The sequence below is a fragment of the Hymenobacter artigasi genome (genome assembly GCF_012275535.1).
Classification (GTDB): Bacteria; Bacteroidota; Bacteroidia; order Cytophagales; family Hymenobacteraceae; genus Hymenobacter; species Hymenobacter artigasi.
This window is the reverse complement of the sequence record NZ_JAAVTK010000013.1, coordinates 1-17,598: the sequence shown is the minus strand read 5'-3', so window position 1 is coordinate 17,598 and position 17,598 is coordinate 1. Positions and strand designations below refer to the sequence as shown.

14 protein-coding genes and 2 tRNA genes are annotated in these 17,598 nt (G+C 61.5%); 4 read left to right on the top strand and 12 right to left on the bottom strand.

The genetic code is table 11. From position 1 onward, the window contains the following. Positions 1–198: 198 nt before the first annotated feature. Complete coding sequence (locus HBN54_RS23885) at positions 199–3,525, bottom strand: pectinesterase family protein (protein WP_168674607.1); 3,327 nt, start codon at positions 3,523–3,525, stop codon at positions 199–201. 217 nt (positions 3,526–3,742) lie between these two features. Here HBN54_RS23885 and HBN54_RS17930 point away from each other — a divergent pair, with 217 nt between their 5' ends. Together HBN54_RS17930 and eutC are read left to right on the top strand one after the other, a co-directional pair. After that, positions 3,743–5,128, top strand: coding sequence for an ethanolamine ammonia-lyase subunit EutB (locus tag HBN54_RS17930; RefSeq protein WP_168674606.1), 1,386 nt, complete (start codon positions 3,743–3,745; stop codon positions 5,126–5,128). Positions 5,129–5,148: 20 nt separating this feature from the next. After that, positions 5,149–5,925, top strand: coding sequence for an ethanolamine ammonia-lyase subunit EutC (eutC, locus tag HBN54_RS17925; protein WP_168674605.1), 777 nt, complete (start codon positions 5,149–5,151; stop codon positions 5,923–5,925). Positions 5,926–5,983: 58 nt separating this feature from the next. Here the strand turns inward: eutC and HBN54_RS17920 are convergent, their stop codons facing one another. Then, positions 5,984–7,246, bottom strand: coding sequence for a zinc dependent phospholipase C family protein (locus HBN54_RS17920; protein ID WP_168674604.1), 1,263 nt, complete (start codon positions 7,244–7,246; stop codon positions 5,984–5,986). Between the two features lie 111 nt (positions 7,247–7,357). After that, positions 7,358–8,410, bottom strand: coding sequence for an aldose epimerase family protein (locus HBN54_RS17915; protein WP_168674603.1), 1,053 nt, complete (start codon positions 8,408–8,410; stop codon positions 7,358–7,360). Between the two features lie 651 nt (positions 8,411–9,061). On the opposite strand from HBN54_RS17915, the gene HBN54_RS17910 reads away from it, so the two are divergent. After that, positions 9,062–10,294, top strand: a complete 1,233-nt coding sequence (locus HBN54_RS17910; protein WP_168674602.1) for an isocitrate dehydrogenase (NADP(+)) — start codon at positions 9,062–9,064, stop codon at positions 10,292–10,294. A 131-nt stretch (positions 10,295–10,425) separates the two neighbouring features. Here the strand turns inward: HBN54_RS17910 and HBN54_RS17905 are convergent, their stop codons facing one another. From HBN54_RS17905 to mltG, 7 genes are all read right to left on the bottom strand, one after another. Next, the gene (locus HBN54_RS17905) at positions 10,426–10,749 is read right to left on the bottom strand and encodes a hypothetical protein (RefSeq protein ID WP_168674601.1); all 324 of its coding nucleotides are present in this window, start codon (positions 10,747–10,749) and stop codon (positions 10,426–10,428) included. Positions 10,750–10,949: 200 nt separating this feature from the next. After that, on the bottom strand, positions 10,950–11,432 hold the full coding sequence (locus HBN54_RS17900) for a hypothetical protein (protein ID WP_168674600.1): 483 nt from the start codon (positions 11,430–11,432) through the stop codon (positions 10,950–10,952). 142 nt (positions 11,433–11,574) lie between these two features. Then, positions 11,575–11,659 (bottom strand) — tRNA-Ser (locus HBN54_RS17895). Between the two features lie 74 nt (positions 11,660–11,733). Further along, positions 11,734–11,820, bottom strand: a tRNA-Ser gene (locus HBN54_RS17890). Between the two features lie 112 nt (positions 11,821–11,932). After that, positions 11,933–12,913, bottom strand: coding sequence for a YihY/virulence factor BrkB family protein (locus HBN54_RS17885; protein ID WP_235955591.1), 981 nt, complete (start codon positions 12,911–12,913; stop codon positions 11,933–11,935). Positions 12,914–12,995: 82 nt separating this feature from the next. Continuing rightward, positions 12,996–13,487, bottom strand: coding sequence for an acyl-CoA thioesterase (locus HBN54_RS17880; protein ID WP_168674599.1), 492 nt, complete (start codon positions 13,485–13,487; stop codon positions 12,996–12,998). A gap of 123 nt (positions 13,488–13,610) precedes the next feature. Beyond that, entirely contained in the window at positions 13,611–14,693 is a 1,083-nt protein-coding gene (gene mltG, locus HBN54_RS17875) for an endolytic transglycosylase MltG (RefSeq protein WP_168674598.1), read from the bottom strand. A 205-nt stretch (positions 14,694–14,898) separates the two neighbouring features. On the opposite strand from mltG, the gene HBN54_RS17870 reads away from it, so the two are divergent. Next, positions 14,899–15,531, top strand: coding sequence for an L-threonylcarbamoyladenylate synthase (locus HBN54_RS17870; RefSeq protein ID WP_168674597.1), 633 nt, complete (start codon positions 14,899–14,901; stop codon positions 15,529–15,531). A 144-nt stretch (positions 15,532–15,675) separates the two neighbouring features. Here the strand turns inward: HBN54_RS17870 and HBN54_RS17865 are convergent, their stop codons facing one another. Both HBN54_RS17865 and HBN54_RS17860 read right to left on the bottom strand, forming a co-directional pair. Next, complete coding sequence (locus HBN54_RS17865) at positions 15,676–16,590, bottom strand: lysophospholipid acyltransferase family protein (protein ID WP_235955590.1); 915 nt, start codon at positions 16,588–16,590, stop codon at positions 15,676–15,678. Between the two features lie 2 nt (positions 16,591–16,592). Then, the gene (locus HBN54_RS17860) at positions 16,593–17,462 is read right to left on the bottom strand and encodes a hypothetical protein (RefSeq protein ID WP_168674596.1); all 870 of its coding nucleotides are present in this window, start codon (positions 17,460–17,462) and stop codon (positions 16,593–16,595) included. Positions 17,463–17,598 lie beyond the last annotated feature (136 nt).

The window sequence follows — 17,598 nt, the reverse complement described above, 5'->3', positions numbered from 1 at the left end:
TGAGTTAACAGGTTTCATGCTCAATAGACTGCGTGATGATGAAGGAGTTTAAGTACGCACTAAATTTCTTACAAACTGCTGTTACGCACCAACATGCTGGCGCGCGTCTGCGACGCGCGCCAGCCACACCAAACCAACAAACAAAAAGAGCCAACCCAATCGGGCCGGCTCTTTCCGGTTTCGAAGCAGGCAATCGAGCTACTCAATCACTACCTTGCGCGTAATGGGCGTGCCCGCCACGTCGAGGCGTAGGTTGTAGATGCCGGGGGCCAGGCTGTGCACGTCAACCTCGGTTTCTACGGCGCGGCCGGCGGTGGCGGGCAGGCTGCGCGTGAGCACCTGCTGGCCAATGTTGTTGAACAGGCGCAGCACAACGGGCTGCTGGGCAGCCGCACCGCTCAGCTGCGGCAGCTGCAGGTGGAAGCGGCCGGCGGCCGGGTTCGGGTACAGCTGCACCTGGGCGGCCAGGGCCTGGGCGGGCGTAGTGGCCAGCACCGTCTGGGCAGTGCCTTTGAAGCGCACGTTTTTCAGGAAAGCGTAGCGCGGGATGCCCGTGCTGCCGCAGGCGAAGTACAGGCGCACACTCAGCGTCTGGCCGCCGGTCAGGCTCACGCCGCCGTTGCGCAGCACCACGCGGTACAGGTTAGTATTGCCAGCCGTCTGGTTCAGCAGCGGGAAGGAGTTGGTGAAGGTGCCGCTGGCACTGAGGGTCTGGGCTCCGCCGGGGCCGAAAGCGGCCACTATCTCAGTGGAATCGGCCGGCGTGGTGAAGCCGTTCAGCGAGTACACTACCGCCATCTTGGTGTTGGAGGCGGTATTGTAGAACGCCGAGTTGAACAGCAGGGTATCGACCCGCACCGTCGAATTGGCAACCACGGTCAGCGTGAATTGCTCGTAGTATTTGCGGTCCAGCGTACCGCCGGGGCCACCGGCGGTGGTGCTCCACTGGCCGTCGCCGGCCGGGCTCGCTCCGAAGGCCTGTCCGAACTGGTTGGAGTAGGCCGGAATGGTGGCCATGGTAGTGCCGTTCGACACATACAAGCGCTTGAGCGTGGGCGTAGTGGCCACAATGCGGCTGCTACGCACCTGGGCGCTGTCGGTGGCGTTCACGCGCAGCGGCCACTGCTCCAGCACCGTCACGGGAGCCGGGGCCACATCGCCTTTGAAGCGCACGTTTTTCAGGAAAGCGTAGCGCGGAATGCCGGTGCTGCCGCAGGCGTAGTACAGGCGCACGGTGAGCGTGCGGCCGGTGGCCACGGTTACGCCGCCGCTGGGGTTAGCGGTGCTGGGACCATTGAGGGCCACGCGGTACAGGTTGGTATTGCCGGCCGTCTGGTTCAGCAGCGGGAAGGAATTGGTGAAGTTGCCGCTGGCGCTGAGGGTCTGGGCACCGCCAGGGCCGCTAACGCCGGTTATTTCGGTGGAGTCGGCCGGCGTGGTGAAGCCGTTCAGCGAGTACACGATGGCCATTTTGGTGTTGGACGCGGTGTTATAAAACGCCGAGTTGAACAGCACCGAGTCGATGCGCAGGGCAGGAGCGCCGGCGGCTACGGTCACGGTGAACTGCTCGTAGTATAAGCGGCTGAGGGTACCACCGGGGCCACCGGCTGCCGTACTCCACTGCCCGTCGCCGGCCGGGCTCGCCCCGAAGGCTTGTCCAAACTGGTTGGAGTAGGCCGGAATAGTAGCCATCGTGGTACCATTCGACAGGTACAGGCGCTTAAGCGTGGGCGTGGTGGCCGTGAGGCGGGTACTGCGCACCTGGGCGCTGTCGGTGGCATTCACGCGCAGGGGCCACCACTGCAACAGGTTCGAGGTGATGGTGGGGGCTACAATGGCCGTGCCGTTCAGAGTCAGTACCACGTTGGTGGCGTTGGTGCTGGTGAGGGTGAGGGTGCCGGTGTAGGGGCCGGCGGTGGTGGCGTTCAGGCGCACGTAAACCGTGGTGCTGGCTACCGCGCCGGTGGTGGGGCTCAGGCTCACACTGCTGGCGTAGGTGCCGCCCGAAGTCAGCGAAACCTGGAAATTGGCCGAGGCCGTCACCACGATGGGACCCACCAAATCGGAACCCGACACCGATACGTTCTGTGCACCGGAACCCGTACCCAGCTGCTGGGTGAAATTGCCCAAAGCACCGGCGGCCACAATGGTCGGGGCGCTGGTAATGGTCACGGTGTCCGACGAAATCTGGCGCGGAGTGGCACTGCCGCGCACGAAGTATTTGTAGAGACTGCCCGAAACGGGAACAGCATCAGAATACGAGTAGTTGAAAATCGTGTCGCTGGGCTCGGTCTGGGTGCCTACCACGGTGAACGCGCCGAGGGCGGCGGGGGGAGTGGCCATGGCGCGGTACACGCTCAGCACGTCGCCGGCAATCGGGAAGCTGGTATTCCAGGTGAAGGCTGACGTGGCAGCGCCTTTCACGCCCCGGAAGTTATTGACGATGACGGGCTTTACGAACGGCGTGGCGCAGTCAATCAACGTGCAGGGGTCCCAGGTGCCCAGGATGTTGGCTTTGGTGTAGGTAGCGGCTTCGGCGGCGGTGAGCTGCGAGGACGGCTGCACGGGCGTGAGGCCCTGGCCCGAGAGCACACGGCTGCTCACGTTGATGGCCTTGCCGTTGAAGTGGGTGTTCTGGTATTCCACGAAATACGAATCGCGGATGGTGGCCGTGCCGGCCGAGCTGGTGGGTGACCAGCCTTCATTCAAAATAATGGGCGTGGACAGGTTGCAACTCAGGAACGCGGCTTTGGGGTTGGCCTGCCAGGGACGGCCCAGGTCGTAGGAAGTGCCGCCGGCCACCGAATGCCCGGTCACGTTGCAGTTCTTGAACACGAGGCCATACGCCTGGCCCACCGGCGTGTTGGGCACGGCGATGTAGGAAGTGCTGGTCGTGGTTTTGTTCTTCGCGTAGATGTTGCAGCTCTCGAACAGGGCGATGGCGCTGCCGAAGATGAAGTCGGTATTGCCCTCGATGTAGCAGTTCAGGAAATACTGGCGCGGCGTACCGTTACCCTTCACGTACAGCGTGTCCTGGTTGCCCAGAAAGCGGCAGTTGCGGAAGGCCGCCCGGTCGGCGTTCACCAGCACGGCCACGGCCTGCCCGTTGGAAGCAGATTCGCCGAACGCGTTTTCGAAGGTCAGATTCAGGGCCGAAAAATCGGTGGCGTTGATGGTGACCGAGGCCGAGTTCTGGGTGCCCAGCGCAATGCCGTTCACGAGCGTGCCGGCCGAGTTGCTGTAGGTGAGAATGGTGTTGCCCACGCTCTCCCCCACCAGCTGCACGAAGGGCTTGGTGGCGGGCACCACAATCAGCTCCTTGTACTTGCCATTCTTGATGAAGATGGTGAACGGCGCGGTGCGCCCCACCGGGGCCGCGTCGATGGCGGCCTGCACGGTGGTGTAGTTGCCGGTACCGTCTTTGGCCACCGTCAGGTCGTAGGCGTACAGCCGGGGGCACAGCGCCAGTAGCAGCAGGGTGAGAACACCGGTGAACGCGGCGCGCAGAGTAAGCAATCGATTCATAGGTGCAGTTTTGGTGTTGGGCGGGAATTCCGTGAGTTGGCGGTAAGAAAGGTAGACTCCAACCCAGCGGTACCGTGCTCATTCATACCATTAAATCCTCGCAATCGATGCCGGGAACGTTCCCAGCCCGACCGTTGGCGCAGCAATCCGGCCCGCCCAAAATCAAAACCCAAACCCGCGCTACCTTAACGGGTGCAATCCAGCCGACTGTCAGCCCATGCCTTACCGCCACACCATCGGCCAGCGTGCCTACGTTTTCGAGGACCTGAAAACGCTGCTGGCGCGGGCCACTCCCCTGCGCTCCGGCGATGTGCTGGCCGGCGTGGCCGCCGCCACTTACGAGGAGCGCGTGGCCGCGCAGTTTGCCCTGGCCGATGTGCCGCTGCGCACTTTTCTCAATGAAGCTCTGGTGCCGTATGAGCAGGACGAAGTGACGCGCCTGATTATCGATACGCACGACGCGGTGGCTTTCGGGCCCATCGCCCATTTCACGGTGGGGCAGCTGCGCGACTGGCTGCTATCAGAAACAGCCGATGCGGAAGCCCTGCGTGCCCTGGCCCCCGGCCTGACGCCGGAAATGGTGGCCGCCGTGAGCAAGCTCCTGCGCAACCAGGAGCTCATTGGCGTGGCCCGGCGCTGCGAAGTCGTCACGAAATTTCGCAACACGCTGGGCCTGCGCGGGCATCTGGCCACCCGCCTCCAGCCCAACCACCCCACCGACGACGCGCGCGGCATCGCCGCCAGCCTCGTCGATGGCCTGCTCTACGGCAGCGGCGACGCGGTTATCGGCATCAACCCCGCCACGGATAGCCCCAAAGCCGTGAGCAACCTGCTACACATGCTGGATGCCGTGCGCGAGCAATACGCCATTCCCACGCAAACCTGCGTGCTGTGTCACGTCACCACCGCGCTCCAGCTCATCGGGCAGAAAGCACCGGTGGATTTGACCTTTCAGTCCATTGCCGGCACCGAGGCGGCCAATGCTAGCTTCGGAATCAGCCTGAGCCTGCTGCGGGAAGCCCACGAAGCCACGCTTTCGCTAAACCGGGGCACGCTGGGCGATAACGTGATGTACTTCGAAACCGGCCAGGGCAGCGCCCTTTCGGCCAACGCCCACCACGGCCTCGACCAGCAAACCTGCGAGGCGCGGGCCTACGCCGTAGCCCGGCAGTTCCGGCCGCTGCTGGTCAATTCGGTGGTCGGCTTCATCGGGCCGGAGTATCTGTACGACGGCAAGCAAATCATCCGGGCGGCGTTGGAGGACCATTTCTGCGGCAAGCTGCTGGGCCTGCCCATGGGCGTAGACGTGTGCTACACCAACCACGCCGAGGCCGACCAGGACGACATGGACAACCTGCTCACGCTGCTGGGCGTGGCCGGCTGCAACTTCATCATGGGCATCCCGGGGGCCGATGACATCATGCTCAACTACCAGTCCACGTCCTTTCACGACGCGCTGTACCTGCGCCAGGTGCTGGGCCTGCGCCCGGCCCCCGAGTTTGAGGCCTGGCTACAGCAGCAGGGTATTTTCGACGAGCGCGGCCGACAATTGCCCGCCGCTACCTCGAAACTATTGGGCCAGATGCCAGCGGCGCTACGCTGATTAAAACTACGCTTCCTGCCATGAAATCAGCCCCGGAACTACTTCCCGACGACGCTCCGCCGCCCGACCCGTGGGCCGGACTGCGGGCCTTCACCGCCGCTCGCATTGCGCTCGGCCGCACCGGCACCAGCGTACCGCTACGCGAAGCCCTGGCTTTCCGGCTGGCGCACGCTCACGCCCGCGACGCGGTTTATTCAACCCTGAACACCGCGCAGCTGCTGGCCGATTTGCCCACGCTGGGCCTGCCTGTATGCCAGGTGCACAGCCGCGCCGCTACCCGCCAGGACTACCTGCAACGCCCCGACCAGGGCCGGCAGCTGGCCGACGACAGCAAAAATCACCTCACCGAACATGTTGCAAACGAATGTGATATCGTGATGGTACTGGCCGATGGCTTGTCGGCCACAGCTGTAAACACCCATGCCCTGCCCTTGCTGCAGCTGCTGGTGCCGGAGCTGCGGCAGATGGGCCTGCGCCTGGGGCCGCTGGTGCTGGCCGGGCAGGCCCGCGTGGCCCTCGGCGATGCGATTGGCCAGCTGGCGCGGGCACGCCTCGTGCTGGTGCTCATCGGCGAGCGGCCGGGCCTCAGCTCGCCCGATAGCCTCGGGGCCTACTTCACCTACGCGCCCCGGCCGGGCCTTACCGATGAAGCCCGCAACTGCGTGTCCAACATCCGGCCGGCGGGGCTGGCTTATCCGGCAGCGGCGGCGCGGCTGCTGCACCTGCTGCGGGAGGCGCTGCGGCGGCAGCTCTCGGGCGTGGGGCTGAAGGATGAGTCGGATTTACTGCTAGGCTAATTGCGGCTGCGCGGCGGCTAGTAGCGCGACCTACAATGCCCGGGAATGCGAAACCGGTTTAGCGCAGCGTCCGCAGCTTTTCCAGGGCGGCGCGGGTTTCCTTTTGCTTACTGCCCTCTTTTTCTTCTTCCGAGGCCGGGGTTTTGGGCTGAGTGCCGTAAAAAGCGAGGATGTTTTGCCGCGCCAACGGGTTGAGGTTTTCGAATTTCTTGTCGGCCAGCTTGCGCAGCCACTCGCCGTAGGTTTCGTCGGCCATGCCGTATTCGCCGGCGTGAGTGGGCTTGCCAGTATCGAAATCGGCATTGGATAAGGTGAGGGGCGCGGCGGCCGTATCGGCGGGCTGGCGGCCCACGTTCACGCAGTAGCTGGCCATCACCTTGCGGAAGCTGGCCCGGAAAACTTTCTCCGCTTCCGGCGTGGGCAGCTTGAAGGCGAAGGGCTTTAGCGGGCCAATCTTGGGCAGCACCCGAATGAAATACGAAATAATGCGCGCCCCAAAACCGGGCTTCTTGTACTCCTTGCCGTATTCTTTGCGGAACGCCTTGGGGTGGTTGCGCGCCATGTAGTCGCGCCGCCGCGCACTGGGGCTCAGCTTCATAATGTCCTTGCGCTTGTAGTGCCAGGCGGCGCGGGCCGCCGTCGGAATAAGCTGGCTCACGGCAAAGCGGTAGCTGGCAATGCTCAGGTCCACGTTCACAATCACCTGGCCCAGCTCCAAGCCGTAGGTTTTCAGGAAGGCCCGCTCCAGCGGCGATTTGCTCACCTTGAAGCCGATTTTTTGGTGGTAGTCCTGGCTGTGGTACTTGCCGCTGGCCAGCTGCACCACGTCAAACGAAAATTCCAGCTGCCCGTGCTGCTTGGGACCTTGCTCATAGGTTACCACATTGCCATATTTCGCTTTCAGCTCGGGGTACACCATCGGCACGGCCCGGTTGGTGCCTTCGGAATGCCCATCGAGGTCGGCTGAGTAATGGGCCAGCGCGCCCAGCGCAAAAGCATAGTCGTTGAGGTCCCGGGATTCGAGAATGAGGTTGCGAATAAAATCGCCGGAGCGCACGTAGTGCGTCAGGTTCGTGAACAGCACCGAGCCGAAGGGATAATACCCCATGTCCTGAATAATGGCCCCACCGTAGGCATAGGCCTTGGCATCAACCAGTTGTTCGGCCGTGGAACCCGGATAGCGCTTCAGGATAGCCGGCACCAGGCAGCGCTCCCAGGTCGAGTCGATGTTGGCTTGGTGCGTCAGCACGGCATAGCCGGCGGCTGGCCGGCTGCTCAGTGCCAGCAGCAAAACCAGCAAAAAGGAATAAATACGAAGCATGAAGTAAGCGCGGGGGTAAGCACAACGTTAGGTGCTTGCAACGGCAAAGGGGCCGGCCGCGTTGCCGCCCCTGCTGCCGTTGCCGACAACAACCAGGCCAGCCAGCCATCGTTATCCCCGTACCCCAAACGTGTAGGTACTGGTGGTGCGGTAGGTTTCGCCCGGCTTTAGCAGCGTGTTCGGAAAACCGGGCTTGTTGGGCGAGTCGGGAAAGTGCTGGGTTTCGAGGCAGAAGCCCGCGTGCCGGCCGTACACGGTGCCGCCCTTGCCAGTCAGGCTGCCATCGAGGAAGTTGCCGGTGTAGAGCTGCACGCCGGGCTGGTCGGTGGTCACCGCCAGGGTGCGGCCCGAGGCGGGCTCGTGCACGGTGGCGGCGGGGTGCTGGCCGGTTTCGACGTTCAGCACCCAGTTGTGGTCGTAGCCGCCGGGCACCTGCGCAATGCGCGCCCCAATGGCGTGGGGCGTGGTAAAATCGAAGGGCGTGCCCGGCACCGGGCGCAGCTCGCCGGTCGGTATCAGGTCGGCATCTACCACGGTGTAGTGGTTGGCGGGCAGAGTCAATTCGTGTTGCAGAATGTCCGGGCTCACGCCCGCGCTCAGGTTGAAATAAGCGTGATTGGTGAGGTTGACGGGCGTGGCCTGGTCGGTGGTGGCGGTGTAGGCAATGCGCAGGGCATTGGTGTCAGTGAGGGTATAAACCACGGTAATGCGGAGGTTGCCGGGGTAGCCTTCCCCGCCGGCTTTGCTCAGGTAGTGCAGGGTCATGGTGGGGCCGTCGGGCGAGGTGCCGGGGGTGGCGTCCCATATTTTCTGGTCGTAGCCCACTTGGCCGCCGTGCAGCGAGTTGGGGCCGTTGTTCACGCTCACCTGGTAGGCTTGGCCGGCAATGGTGAATTTGCCGCCCGCAATGCGGTTGCCGTAGCGGCCGATGAGCGCGCCAATGTAAGGATTGGCCGCACGGAAGGCCGGGCTCTGGTAATCGCGCACGCTATCGAAACCGAGCACCACATCGCCCAGCTTGCCGTGCCGGTCGGGCATCAGCAGGCCCACGAGGGTGCCGCCGTAGTTGGTGATAGTGGCGGCGGCCCCGTGCTTATTGGTGAGAGTGAAGAGCTGAACTTTGGTGCCGTCGAGGGCGGTACCGAAAGAGGCGGAGGCAGGCATAGACATAGCTTTGGTTGGAAGAATGATGGCAGTGGCCGAAGCCAATCGGCGGGGCAGGTACTGTTACGGCCGGCGGCCGGGAACGATGGATTTCAGCGGCGGAATAGGAAACACGAGTCGGCAGGGCTAAAAAAGCCGCGGCCTCAACGCGCCTGTTCCCCACTGGCCGGGTAAACTTGCGGGGGCATGCATGTGCAAGCGCAACAGCCGGCGGGCATTTCGCAAGCCTGCACAATCGTTTGTGAGAAATATTCGCAAATATGCTGGAAGATTTGCTGAATCGGCGCGGCGTACGCGGCGTACCATGGCGGCGCCACCATTTCCTGCGCAACCGATTCTCCCGGGCTTCTGGCAGGGGCCGGACCCAGCCAGCCGGCTATTATATACCCAGTTAGCCAGCATGTTGCGGCGGGCACGGCAGCAGTAATCCGGCCACCTGGCGCTACGCGGCGAAAAATTGCTCCTGGCTTATAAACCGGCTTCTGCCTGGGCTGGCCTATTTTTACCCTCCTGTTGGTTGGGGTTGTCTTCAAAGCCGGCACCGCTGGCGCTGCCTCCGCGCAACGCCAAAATTGTTGCCTGGCATTCCAGACCTATCGTAACCCATTGTTTATCAATCTTTCACTATTTCAACCTTTATCCCGTAGCGGAATGACCAAAATTAAAGTAGCCAACCCCGTAGTAGAGCTCGACGGCGACGAGATGACGCGCATCATCTGGAAATTTATCAAAGACAAGCTGATTCTGCCCTACCTGGAGCTCGACATCAAGTACTACGACCTCGGCATCGAGTACCGCGACAAGACCAACGACCAGGTCACCATCGACTCGGCCAACGCCATCAAGCAGTACGGCGTGGGCATCAAGTGCGCCACCATCACCCCTGACGAGGAGCGCGTGGCCGAGTTCGGCCTGAAGCAAATGTGGAAGTCGCCCAACGGCACCATCCGCAACATCCTGGACGGCACCGTGTTCCGCGAGCCCATTGTGATGAGCAACGTGCCCCGCCTCGTGCCCAACTGGACGGCCCCCATCTGCATCGGCCGCCACGCTTTCGGCGACCAGTACCGCGCCACCGATTTCGTGACCAAAGGCAAGGGCAAGCTCACCGTCACCTTCCAGCCCGAAGATGGCGGCGAAACCCAGTCGTTTGAGGTGTACAACTTCAAAGGCGACGGCGTGGCCCTGGCCATGTACAACACCGACGAAAGCATCCGGGGCTTTGCCCACGCCTGCTTCAACCAGGCCCTGAGTAAGGGCTGGCCGCTGTACCTGAGCACCAAAAACACCATCCTGAAGAAGTACGATGGCCGCTTCAAGGACATCTTCCAGGAGATTTACGAGCAGGACTACACCGCCAAATTCCAGGAGGCCGGCATCACCTACGAGCACCGCCTGATTGACGACATGGTAGCCTCGGCCCTGAAATGGCACGGCAACTTTGTGTGGGCCTGCAAAAACTACGACGGCGACGTGCAGTCCGACACCGTGGCCCAGGGCTTCGGCTCGCTCGGCCTGATGACCTCCGTGCTCATCACCCCCGACGGCACCGTGATGGAGGCCGAAGCCGCCCACGGCACCGTGACGCGCCACTACCGCGACCACCAGAAAGGCAAGCCCACTTCAACCAACCCGATTGCGTCGATTTTCGCTTGGACGCGCGGCCTGGAGTTCCGTGGCAAGCTCGACGGCAACCAGGAGCTCATCGACTTCTGCCACGCCCTGGAAGCGGTGTGCATCGAAACCGTGGAAAGCGGCAAGATGACCAAGGACCTCGCCGTCTGCATCCACGGCAACAAAGTGGAGCACGGCCGCGACTACCTCTACACCGAGGAATTCCTGGCCGCGCTCGACGAAAACCTGAAGGTTAAGCTGGCTAAGTAGTTTTTCCGGATACTTTGCAAAAAAATCCCCGCCTGTCCGGCGGGGATTTTTTTGTAGCTGCGAAGCGGTGCTTCGCTGGCGGGCGCGGTTCTGTGAACGATTTGCGAAGCACCGCTTCGCAACTACTTTATTTAGCGGTGGTTGTAGCCGTAGCTACGGTCGTGGCTGCTGCGGTGCTGGGCTTCCCAGCGGGCACGCTCGGCGGCTTCGCGCTGGGCGGCGAGGCGGGCGCGGTCCTGCGCCAGGCGGCGTTGGTCGGCTTCGTAGCGGGCCCGTTCCTGGGCGATGCGGCGTTGTTCCAACTGGCGTTGGGCCGCTTCGTAACGGGAGCGCTCGATGGGCGACAGGCGGCGCGGGTCTTTGTCGTGGTCGTGGTCGAAAGCAGGAGCGGCCGAGGCGGCGGTTGAAACGAAGAGCAGGCCGGTGGCGAGGAGCGAAAGCAGGGAGGATTTCATAACGAAGAAGAACTTGAAGAGTGAATGGAGATTGTGACGCGTCTGTCTCTCCAAATGCAAGGCCTGTGCCAGTGCCGGAAATGAGCCAAACCATCTTTTTTCACCAATCAACTACTTTTCAATACTTTACTCATAAAATACACTGCGAAACCGTCGACCAAGCCGCCAACTCTCCCGACCAACTTCCCCGGCGCCTCGCCTCAGAACCCGCCCAACAGGCCCGCAATTCCTTTAATATTGAGCCGGGCAAACTTCTGAACCCGCGCAAACCGGTCGGTGGTCTGCGCCAGGTCGTCGTCGGCGGGCTGGCGCGTGAGTACCTGGGTGTGCAGCCGTTCAAAAATGCTCGCGGCAATGTCCATGTAGCCCAGCAGCAGCAGATACAGCTGCTTTTTTTCGTCCTCGGCGTAGCCCTTGAGGCGAATGGCTTTGACGAGGGTATCGAGCTGCGTGGTTTCGTCGGTGAACAGGTCGCGCAGGGCGCGGCGCTGCTGTTCGTACTCCTGCAGCTGCTCCTCGCTGGCCGCCGAGGCGGCAAAGGGGAACGTATCGGTGAAAGCCACGGCCCTGGCAAACGCGGTTTCGGCCGCGTACACCGTGGCCAGGTGCTTCTGGAGGCTGGTCCATAGCCCGGTGCGGGCTTTGTCGAAAGCGCTGGGGCTGGCCGGTTCGGTACCGTTCATCGGGAGGGTTGCGGGAATAGTAAGGAGCGGCAAAGGTACTCCGGCCTGCCGGGCTGGTGGCTACGGCGCAACGGGCGCGCCCACCGCTGTGGCAAAAAATCAAAAACCCCGTTTCCAGCTTGGAAACGAGGTTTTTCGGATGTAGAGAGCGAGGGATTCGAACCCCCGGACCTGTTACAGTCAGCGGTTTTCAAGACCGCCGCAATCGACCACTCTGCCAGCTCTCTGGGTCAGTTACTCGTGCGCTGTGGTTGGTAAAGCAACAAAAAAGGCTTTTTCCAGCGCAGAAAAAGCCTTTTTGTAGAGAAGGGGGGATTCGAACCCCCGATACCGTTGCCGGTATAACGGTTTTCGAAACCGTCGCATTCGACCACTCTGCCACCTCTCTATAAGGACCCCGAGTGATTGGGGAGTGCAAAAGTAGAAAGGAATGCGGAATGGAGAAGTAGGATTGAAGAATTTTTCTTAAAATTTCTGCTATCATCCTCAAAACCAATTCCTCATTTTTCGTTTTTCATTTTCAACTGCTCTTCCAGCATCTTGCGGCGGCGCCCGGTCACGGCATCCATACTCACGTTCACTTCGAACCCGATAATCAGGGTCATGCACACAAATTCGAGCCAGACCATGAAGCCCACCAACGCCCCAATGGAACCGTAGAAATGGTTGTAGGAATCGAAAATGCGAACGTATAGCGTGAATAAAAAGGACACCAGAAAAATGAGCAGCGTGGCCACAATGGCTCCGGCCGACACCAGCGGCCACTTATCATGCACGGGCGGCACGAAGTAGTAAATCACGCAGGTGGTGCTCAGAAACAGCCCCAGCAGCGAGCCGTAGCGAATGAGGGTGAGCACCAAATCGGTGAAGCGCTCGGGCACAACTTCATAGAACACCAGCCCGTCGATGAGGTAGGTCCCGAAGAAGATGCCCGCGATGGACAGCAGCAGTATCAGGGCCAGCCCAAAAGTCAGGGCGGTGGCAATCATGCGCTTGCGCAGGTAGCTTCGGTGCTTGAACCACGGATACTTTTTCTCGAAGGCATCGAGCAGGGCCATGATGCCGTTGGAGCTGAGCACCAGCGCCGTGCCGAAACCGAAGGAGAGCAGCCCGCCGTGCGGGATGTTCACAATGTCCTCGATGGTGCTGGCCGTGGCCGCGTACAGCTCGCGGGGCATGAAATCGGCCAGAAACTGGAGGATGTCCACGCTCAGATTCGGTACGGGGATGTACGGAATGAGCGTGAACAGGAAAATGATGGTGGGAAACAGGGCCACCGTGAGGTTGAAGGCCATGTAGGCGGCGCGCTTCTCCAGCGAGTCGAGCCGCAGCTCGTGCAGGATGCGGTCGAGCACGTCGTAGAGGGAGGCCTGGCCGCCGGGCAGCCGCAGCCGCTTCAGGCCCACAATCATCCGCCGGTAGGGCCGTTGCTGGCGCACATCGGGGAAGCGGGCACGGCGAATGGCGGCGGGGGCTTTCAAAGGCAGGGTTGAATGTTGAGGGTTGAGTTTTGAGTGGTTTGGCTGATAAAAACTCAACCCTCAACATTCAAAACTTAACACTTTATTTTCTAAACGCCGCCGGGGCAGGCGCATCGGGCGAAATAGCGCCGGGCGTGGGCAGCACGGGGCTATCAAACTCGTCTTCGCTAAAGTACGGCAGCAGGCGCTCCTGAATGTTGGCGGGCATGGCCACGGGCCGGCCGGTAGTGGTTTTCACGAACACCATGAGCGTGTGGCCCTCGGTGAGCAGCTGGCCGGCTTCGTTATAAATCTCGTACTCGAACAGCACGCGGGCACCTTCGGGCGGCTGGCGCAGCAGCAGGCGCACGGTCAGCAGGTCGTCGTAGCGGGCCGGGCGGCGGAATTTGGTGCGCAGCTCCCCTACCGGCATGCCCACGCCATCGGCCTCCATGTCCTTGTAGTTGATGCCGAGCTTGCGGAACGCCTCGGTGCGGGCCACTTCAAAATACGCCGCGTAGTTGCCGTGATAGACGTAGCCCATCTGGTCGGTTTCGGCGTAGCGCACGCGGATTTGGATATCGGAGGTGTACATACGATTTGTTACGTTTCGTTATCCTGAGCGGAGCGAAGGACCTTATCGCGTCCGCATCGGATGGATTACTGCAAACAGTGCAGATGCGATAAGGTCCTTCGCTCCGCTCAGGATGACAGAAGATTATCTAATGCCGGCCCGGTTCAGCGCCGCCTGATACCTGCGGGCATTCGCAATATGCTCCGTTTCATTGGTCGCAAAGGCATGATAGCCGCTGAAATCCTCCTTAGCGCAGAAATACAGGTAGCTGTTGCTCTCCGGCTTCAGCACCGCGTCGATGCTGGCAATGCTGGGCAGGTTGATGGGGCCGGGCGGCAGGCCGGCGTACTTGTAGGTGTTGTAGGGTGAGTCTTTTTGCAGGTGCACGTTGAGCACGCGCTTGATGGTGAAGTCGCGGTTGGCGTAGACCACGGTGGGGTCGGCTTGCAGCTTCATGCCTTTTCTCAGGCGGTTGAGGTACACGCCGGCAATGCGGGGGCGCTCATCGGCGTGCTGCTGCTGCTCGGCCTCAACGATGCTGGCCAGGGTGCTGACCTGGGCGCGGGTGAGGTGCAATTTCTCGCGCTCGGCGTCGCGGGTGGGGGTCCAGAACTTCTCGTACTCCTTCTTCATGCGCTGCATGAGGTTGGTAGCCGAGGTGTTCCAGTACAGCTCGTAGGTGTTGGGTATGAACATGCTGAGCACCGTGGTGGTGTCGAAACCCAGGCTGCGGGTATAGCTGGGGCTGGCCAGCAGCGAGTCGATGGTAGCCGGCTTGGCGTCAATCTGGGTCGAGAGCTTGTCGGCCAGCTCGCGGCGCAGGCGCACATTGGTGAATGTGAGCTTGAGCGGCGACTGAATTCCGGCTTTCAGTACATTGATAAGCTGGCGGTTGGTGAAACCATCTTTGAGCTCGTAACGGCCGGGCTTCACGTGCTGCGGGTATTTCATGAGCTTGGCCACGAAATGCAGCGAAAGCTTATCGACCACGGTGCCGGTGGCGTCGATTGTCTTCAGGGCTGCCTGCCAATCGTCGCCGCGATGTACGATGACGTAGGTGGGCTTGCCCCTGGTTTCGATGTTGGCGGTGAAGAACACCTGGTAGAAGTAATAAGAGAAGCAGACCAGCGCGAGCGTGAAAACAACACTCACGGCGCCCCAGCGCTTGCGGCGTTTGAGGGCGTCGTCGCGGCGTTCGAGGATGGACTTTTGAGCGGGTTGGGCCATGGGAGTTAAGAAGAGAATCGGGGGAGCGGCGCCAAAAGTACGAAGGCCTGCAACCGGAAGGCACGGGCGGCGGTTGAGTTGTTTCATTTCGGCTAGGCGTAGTACCTTGCCCGCGCCTTTGGTCTGGCAGGTTGCCCGCCGCCGAAGGCCGCGGCCGCTACGCCGCCGCATTACGTCTCTAATTTATTAACCATCAGCCGTATCCATGCCCGCCACCCTTCTCCGCATCCACCCCGACAATCCGCCGCAAAGCCGCATTCAGCAAGCCGTTGACGTATTGCGCAAGGGGGGAGTCATTATTTACCCCACCGATACAGTCTATGGAATCGGTTGCGACGTGACCAATGCCAAAGCCGTAGAAAAAGTTTGCCGCATCAAGAAGCTCTTCCCCGAAAAGGCCAACCTGAGCTTTATCTGCTACGACCTGTCGCACATTTCCGACTATGCCCACGGCATCACCACGGAAACGTATAAAGTCATCAAAAAAGCCCTTCCCGGCCCGTTCACCTTCATTTTCGAGGCCAGCGCCAACGCTCCCCGCTTCGGCGGCACCAAGCGCAAAACCGTCGGCATCCGCGTGCCGGACAACCAGATTATTCGCCAGCTGGTGAAGGAGCTCGGCAATCCCATCGTGAGCACCTCGGTGCGCGAAGACGAAAACACGATTGACGAGTACGTGACCGACCCAGACCTGATTTTCGAGAAATACCGCCTGCTGGTCGACCTTGTAATTGATGGCGGCTTTGGCGGCAACGTCCCCAGCACCATCATCGACTGCACCAACGACGAGTTCGAGCTCGTGCGCCAGGGCGCCGGTGATATTGAGCAGTACCTGTAAAAGTGTTGATTTTTGAGGGTTGGGTTTTAAGTTGACTCAGCCTTTTCTAAACAAAAAAACCGGCCTCTACAGGCCGGTTTTTTTGTGGGCAAACCCCTGATAAATCACTCCCGGGATTCAACACTTAACCTTCAACACTCAACCCTACCGCTTGTGTTTCCAGCGCCGATGTGTCCACAGGTACTGTTCCGGCGAGGCGCGCATATCTGTTTCCAATTGCCGGGCGAAGGCTTCGGTGATGGGAAACGTGCCGACGGGTGCGCCTTTTGCGGCGCGGCCATCGGGCAGCTCGGTGAAGGTGACTTCGTAGTACCCGCGCCGCACGCGGCGGATGCCCACGTAGAGCACGGCGCAGTCTAGCTGCACGGCCAGGCGGTCGGCGCTGGTGTAGAAGCTGGTGTCCTGATTAAGAAACTGGGTCCAGTAGGGCCGGTCTTCGGGGCCGGCGGCCTGGTCGGTGAGCAGGCTGAGGGTGCGGCCCTCGGCCCGGTGTGCCACCAGGTAGCGCAGGGTGGCGAGCATGGGCACGGCATCGGCCCCGAAGCGGGTGCGCAGGCGGCGCATCAGCGTTTCGAAAAACAGGTTATTGAGCGGCTTGTACACGCCGGCGGCCCGGCCGGGAAACTCCAGCGCCGCGCCATTCAGAATCCACTCCCAGTTGCCCATATGCGAGCCCAACGAAAGCACCAGCCGGTTTTCGGCAAAATGATTTGTCATCAGCTCCGGGTTGGTGAAGCGCATGCGCTGCCGCATTTCTTCGGGCGAGATGGCGGCCAGCTTCAGAATCTCGACCACCACCTGCGCAAAATGCCGGTAAAACGCCTTGCCGGTGCGCTCGATTTCGGCCGGGCTTTTCTCCGGGAAGGAGTTGCGCAGGTTTTCCGTGACCACGCGCCAGCGGTAACGCACCACGTAAGCCAGCAGGAAATAAATAGCTTCAGCAAACACATACAGCACCGCCAGCGGCAGGTGCGCCAGGCCCAGCAGCAGCCACCACAGCGGCTCGAAGTACCAGGCGTAGGGCCGGCCGGAGGTGGCGGGAGTTCCTTTCGTGGCCATGCTTAGCGAGGCACGGCAGCCCCGGCGGGCGCGTATTCGGCGGCGGAGTGCTCGCCAATGGCGCGGTGGCCGGCCAGGAGTTTCTTGTTGCCGGGGCCCCCGTACACTTCCACAAACAGGGTGAACGGGCCGTCGGGCAGCGGCCCCATGGGCAACTGCCCGGCAACGCTGGTGGGGCGGCCAGATTGGGGCGTGAGGGTAGCGTCGGCATCGGCGGCTGAGCCGTCGGGGGTGGTGAGGTGATAGTGCACGCGCAAGGGCTGGCCCACGGGCGCATTATGCAATTCGGTGTAGAAGAACACATTATCAGCCCCCCGGCCGTAGCTGCCGCCGGGCGCACGGGTGAGGCGGTAGCCACCCCGGGCGAAATTATCGTCGCCCCCGCTGCGGGCGGCGGGACGCGAGAGCAGCACCACATCGGTCAGAAATGGGCCGGTGGGCGCTTCCAGTACCAGCGGCTTTTCCACCACGGTTTCGCTGCCGGTGCTGCGGTATTGGTCTTTCACGGTGCCGCGCAGGGTGTATTTGCCATCGGGCAACATGATGCGCTTCAGAAAGCTCTGCGGGTTTTTGATGGCAATAGTAGTATCGGTGAGCACCGGCGGCTTCAGGGTGATGACTTCGTGATAAGCGGAGGAGCCGTCGGCTTTCAGAATATCGAGCGTGACAAGGGCCGACGACTGAAACGCCTTGGGAGCCCGCTGCCGGTACATGAGCGACTGCGTAGGCACGGTCACGTAGATTTCCACTTCGGCCCCTTTCTCCACCTTGTTCAGGTTGCGAAAGCGAGCCACGTCGAGCAACAGCTGCGGCGGGCCGGCCTGGGCGGCCAGCGCGGCGAGGACAATAAGACAGGTCAGAAGGTAGCGCATGGGGCAAAAGTACGGTGGGAGAAGGGAGGGCATCCGGAATGTAGGGCTTCCGCACCAAAAGTAAGCTGGTCGTAGGCTAGTTTCGGGAATGGACCCTTTCGCTTCCTTTGCCCATTTAACGGACCCGCGCGTGCAG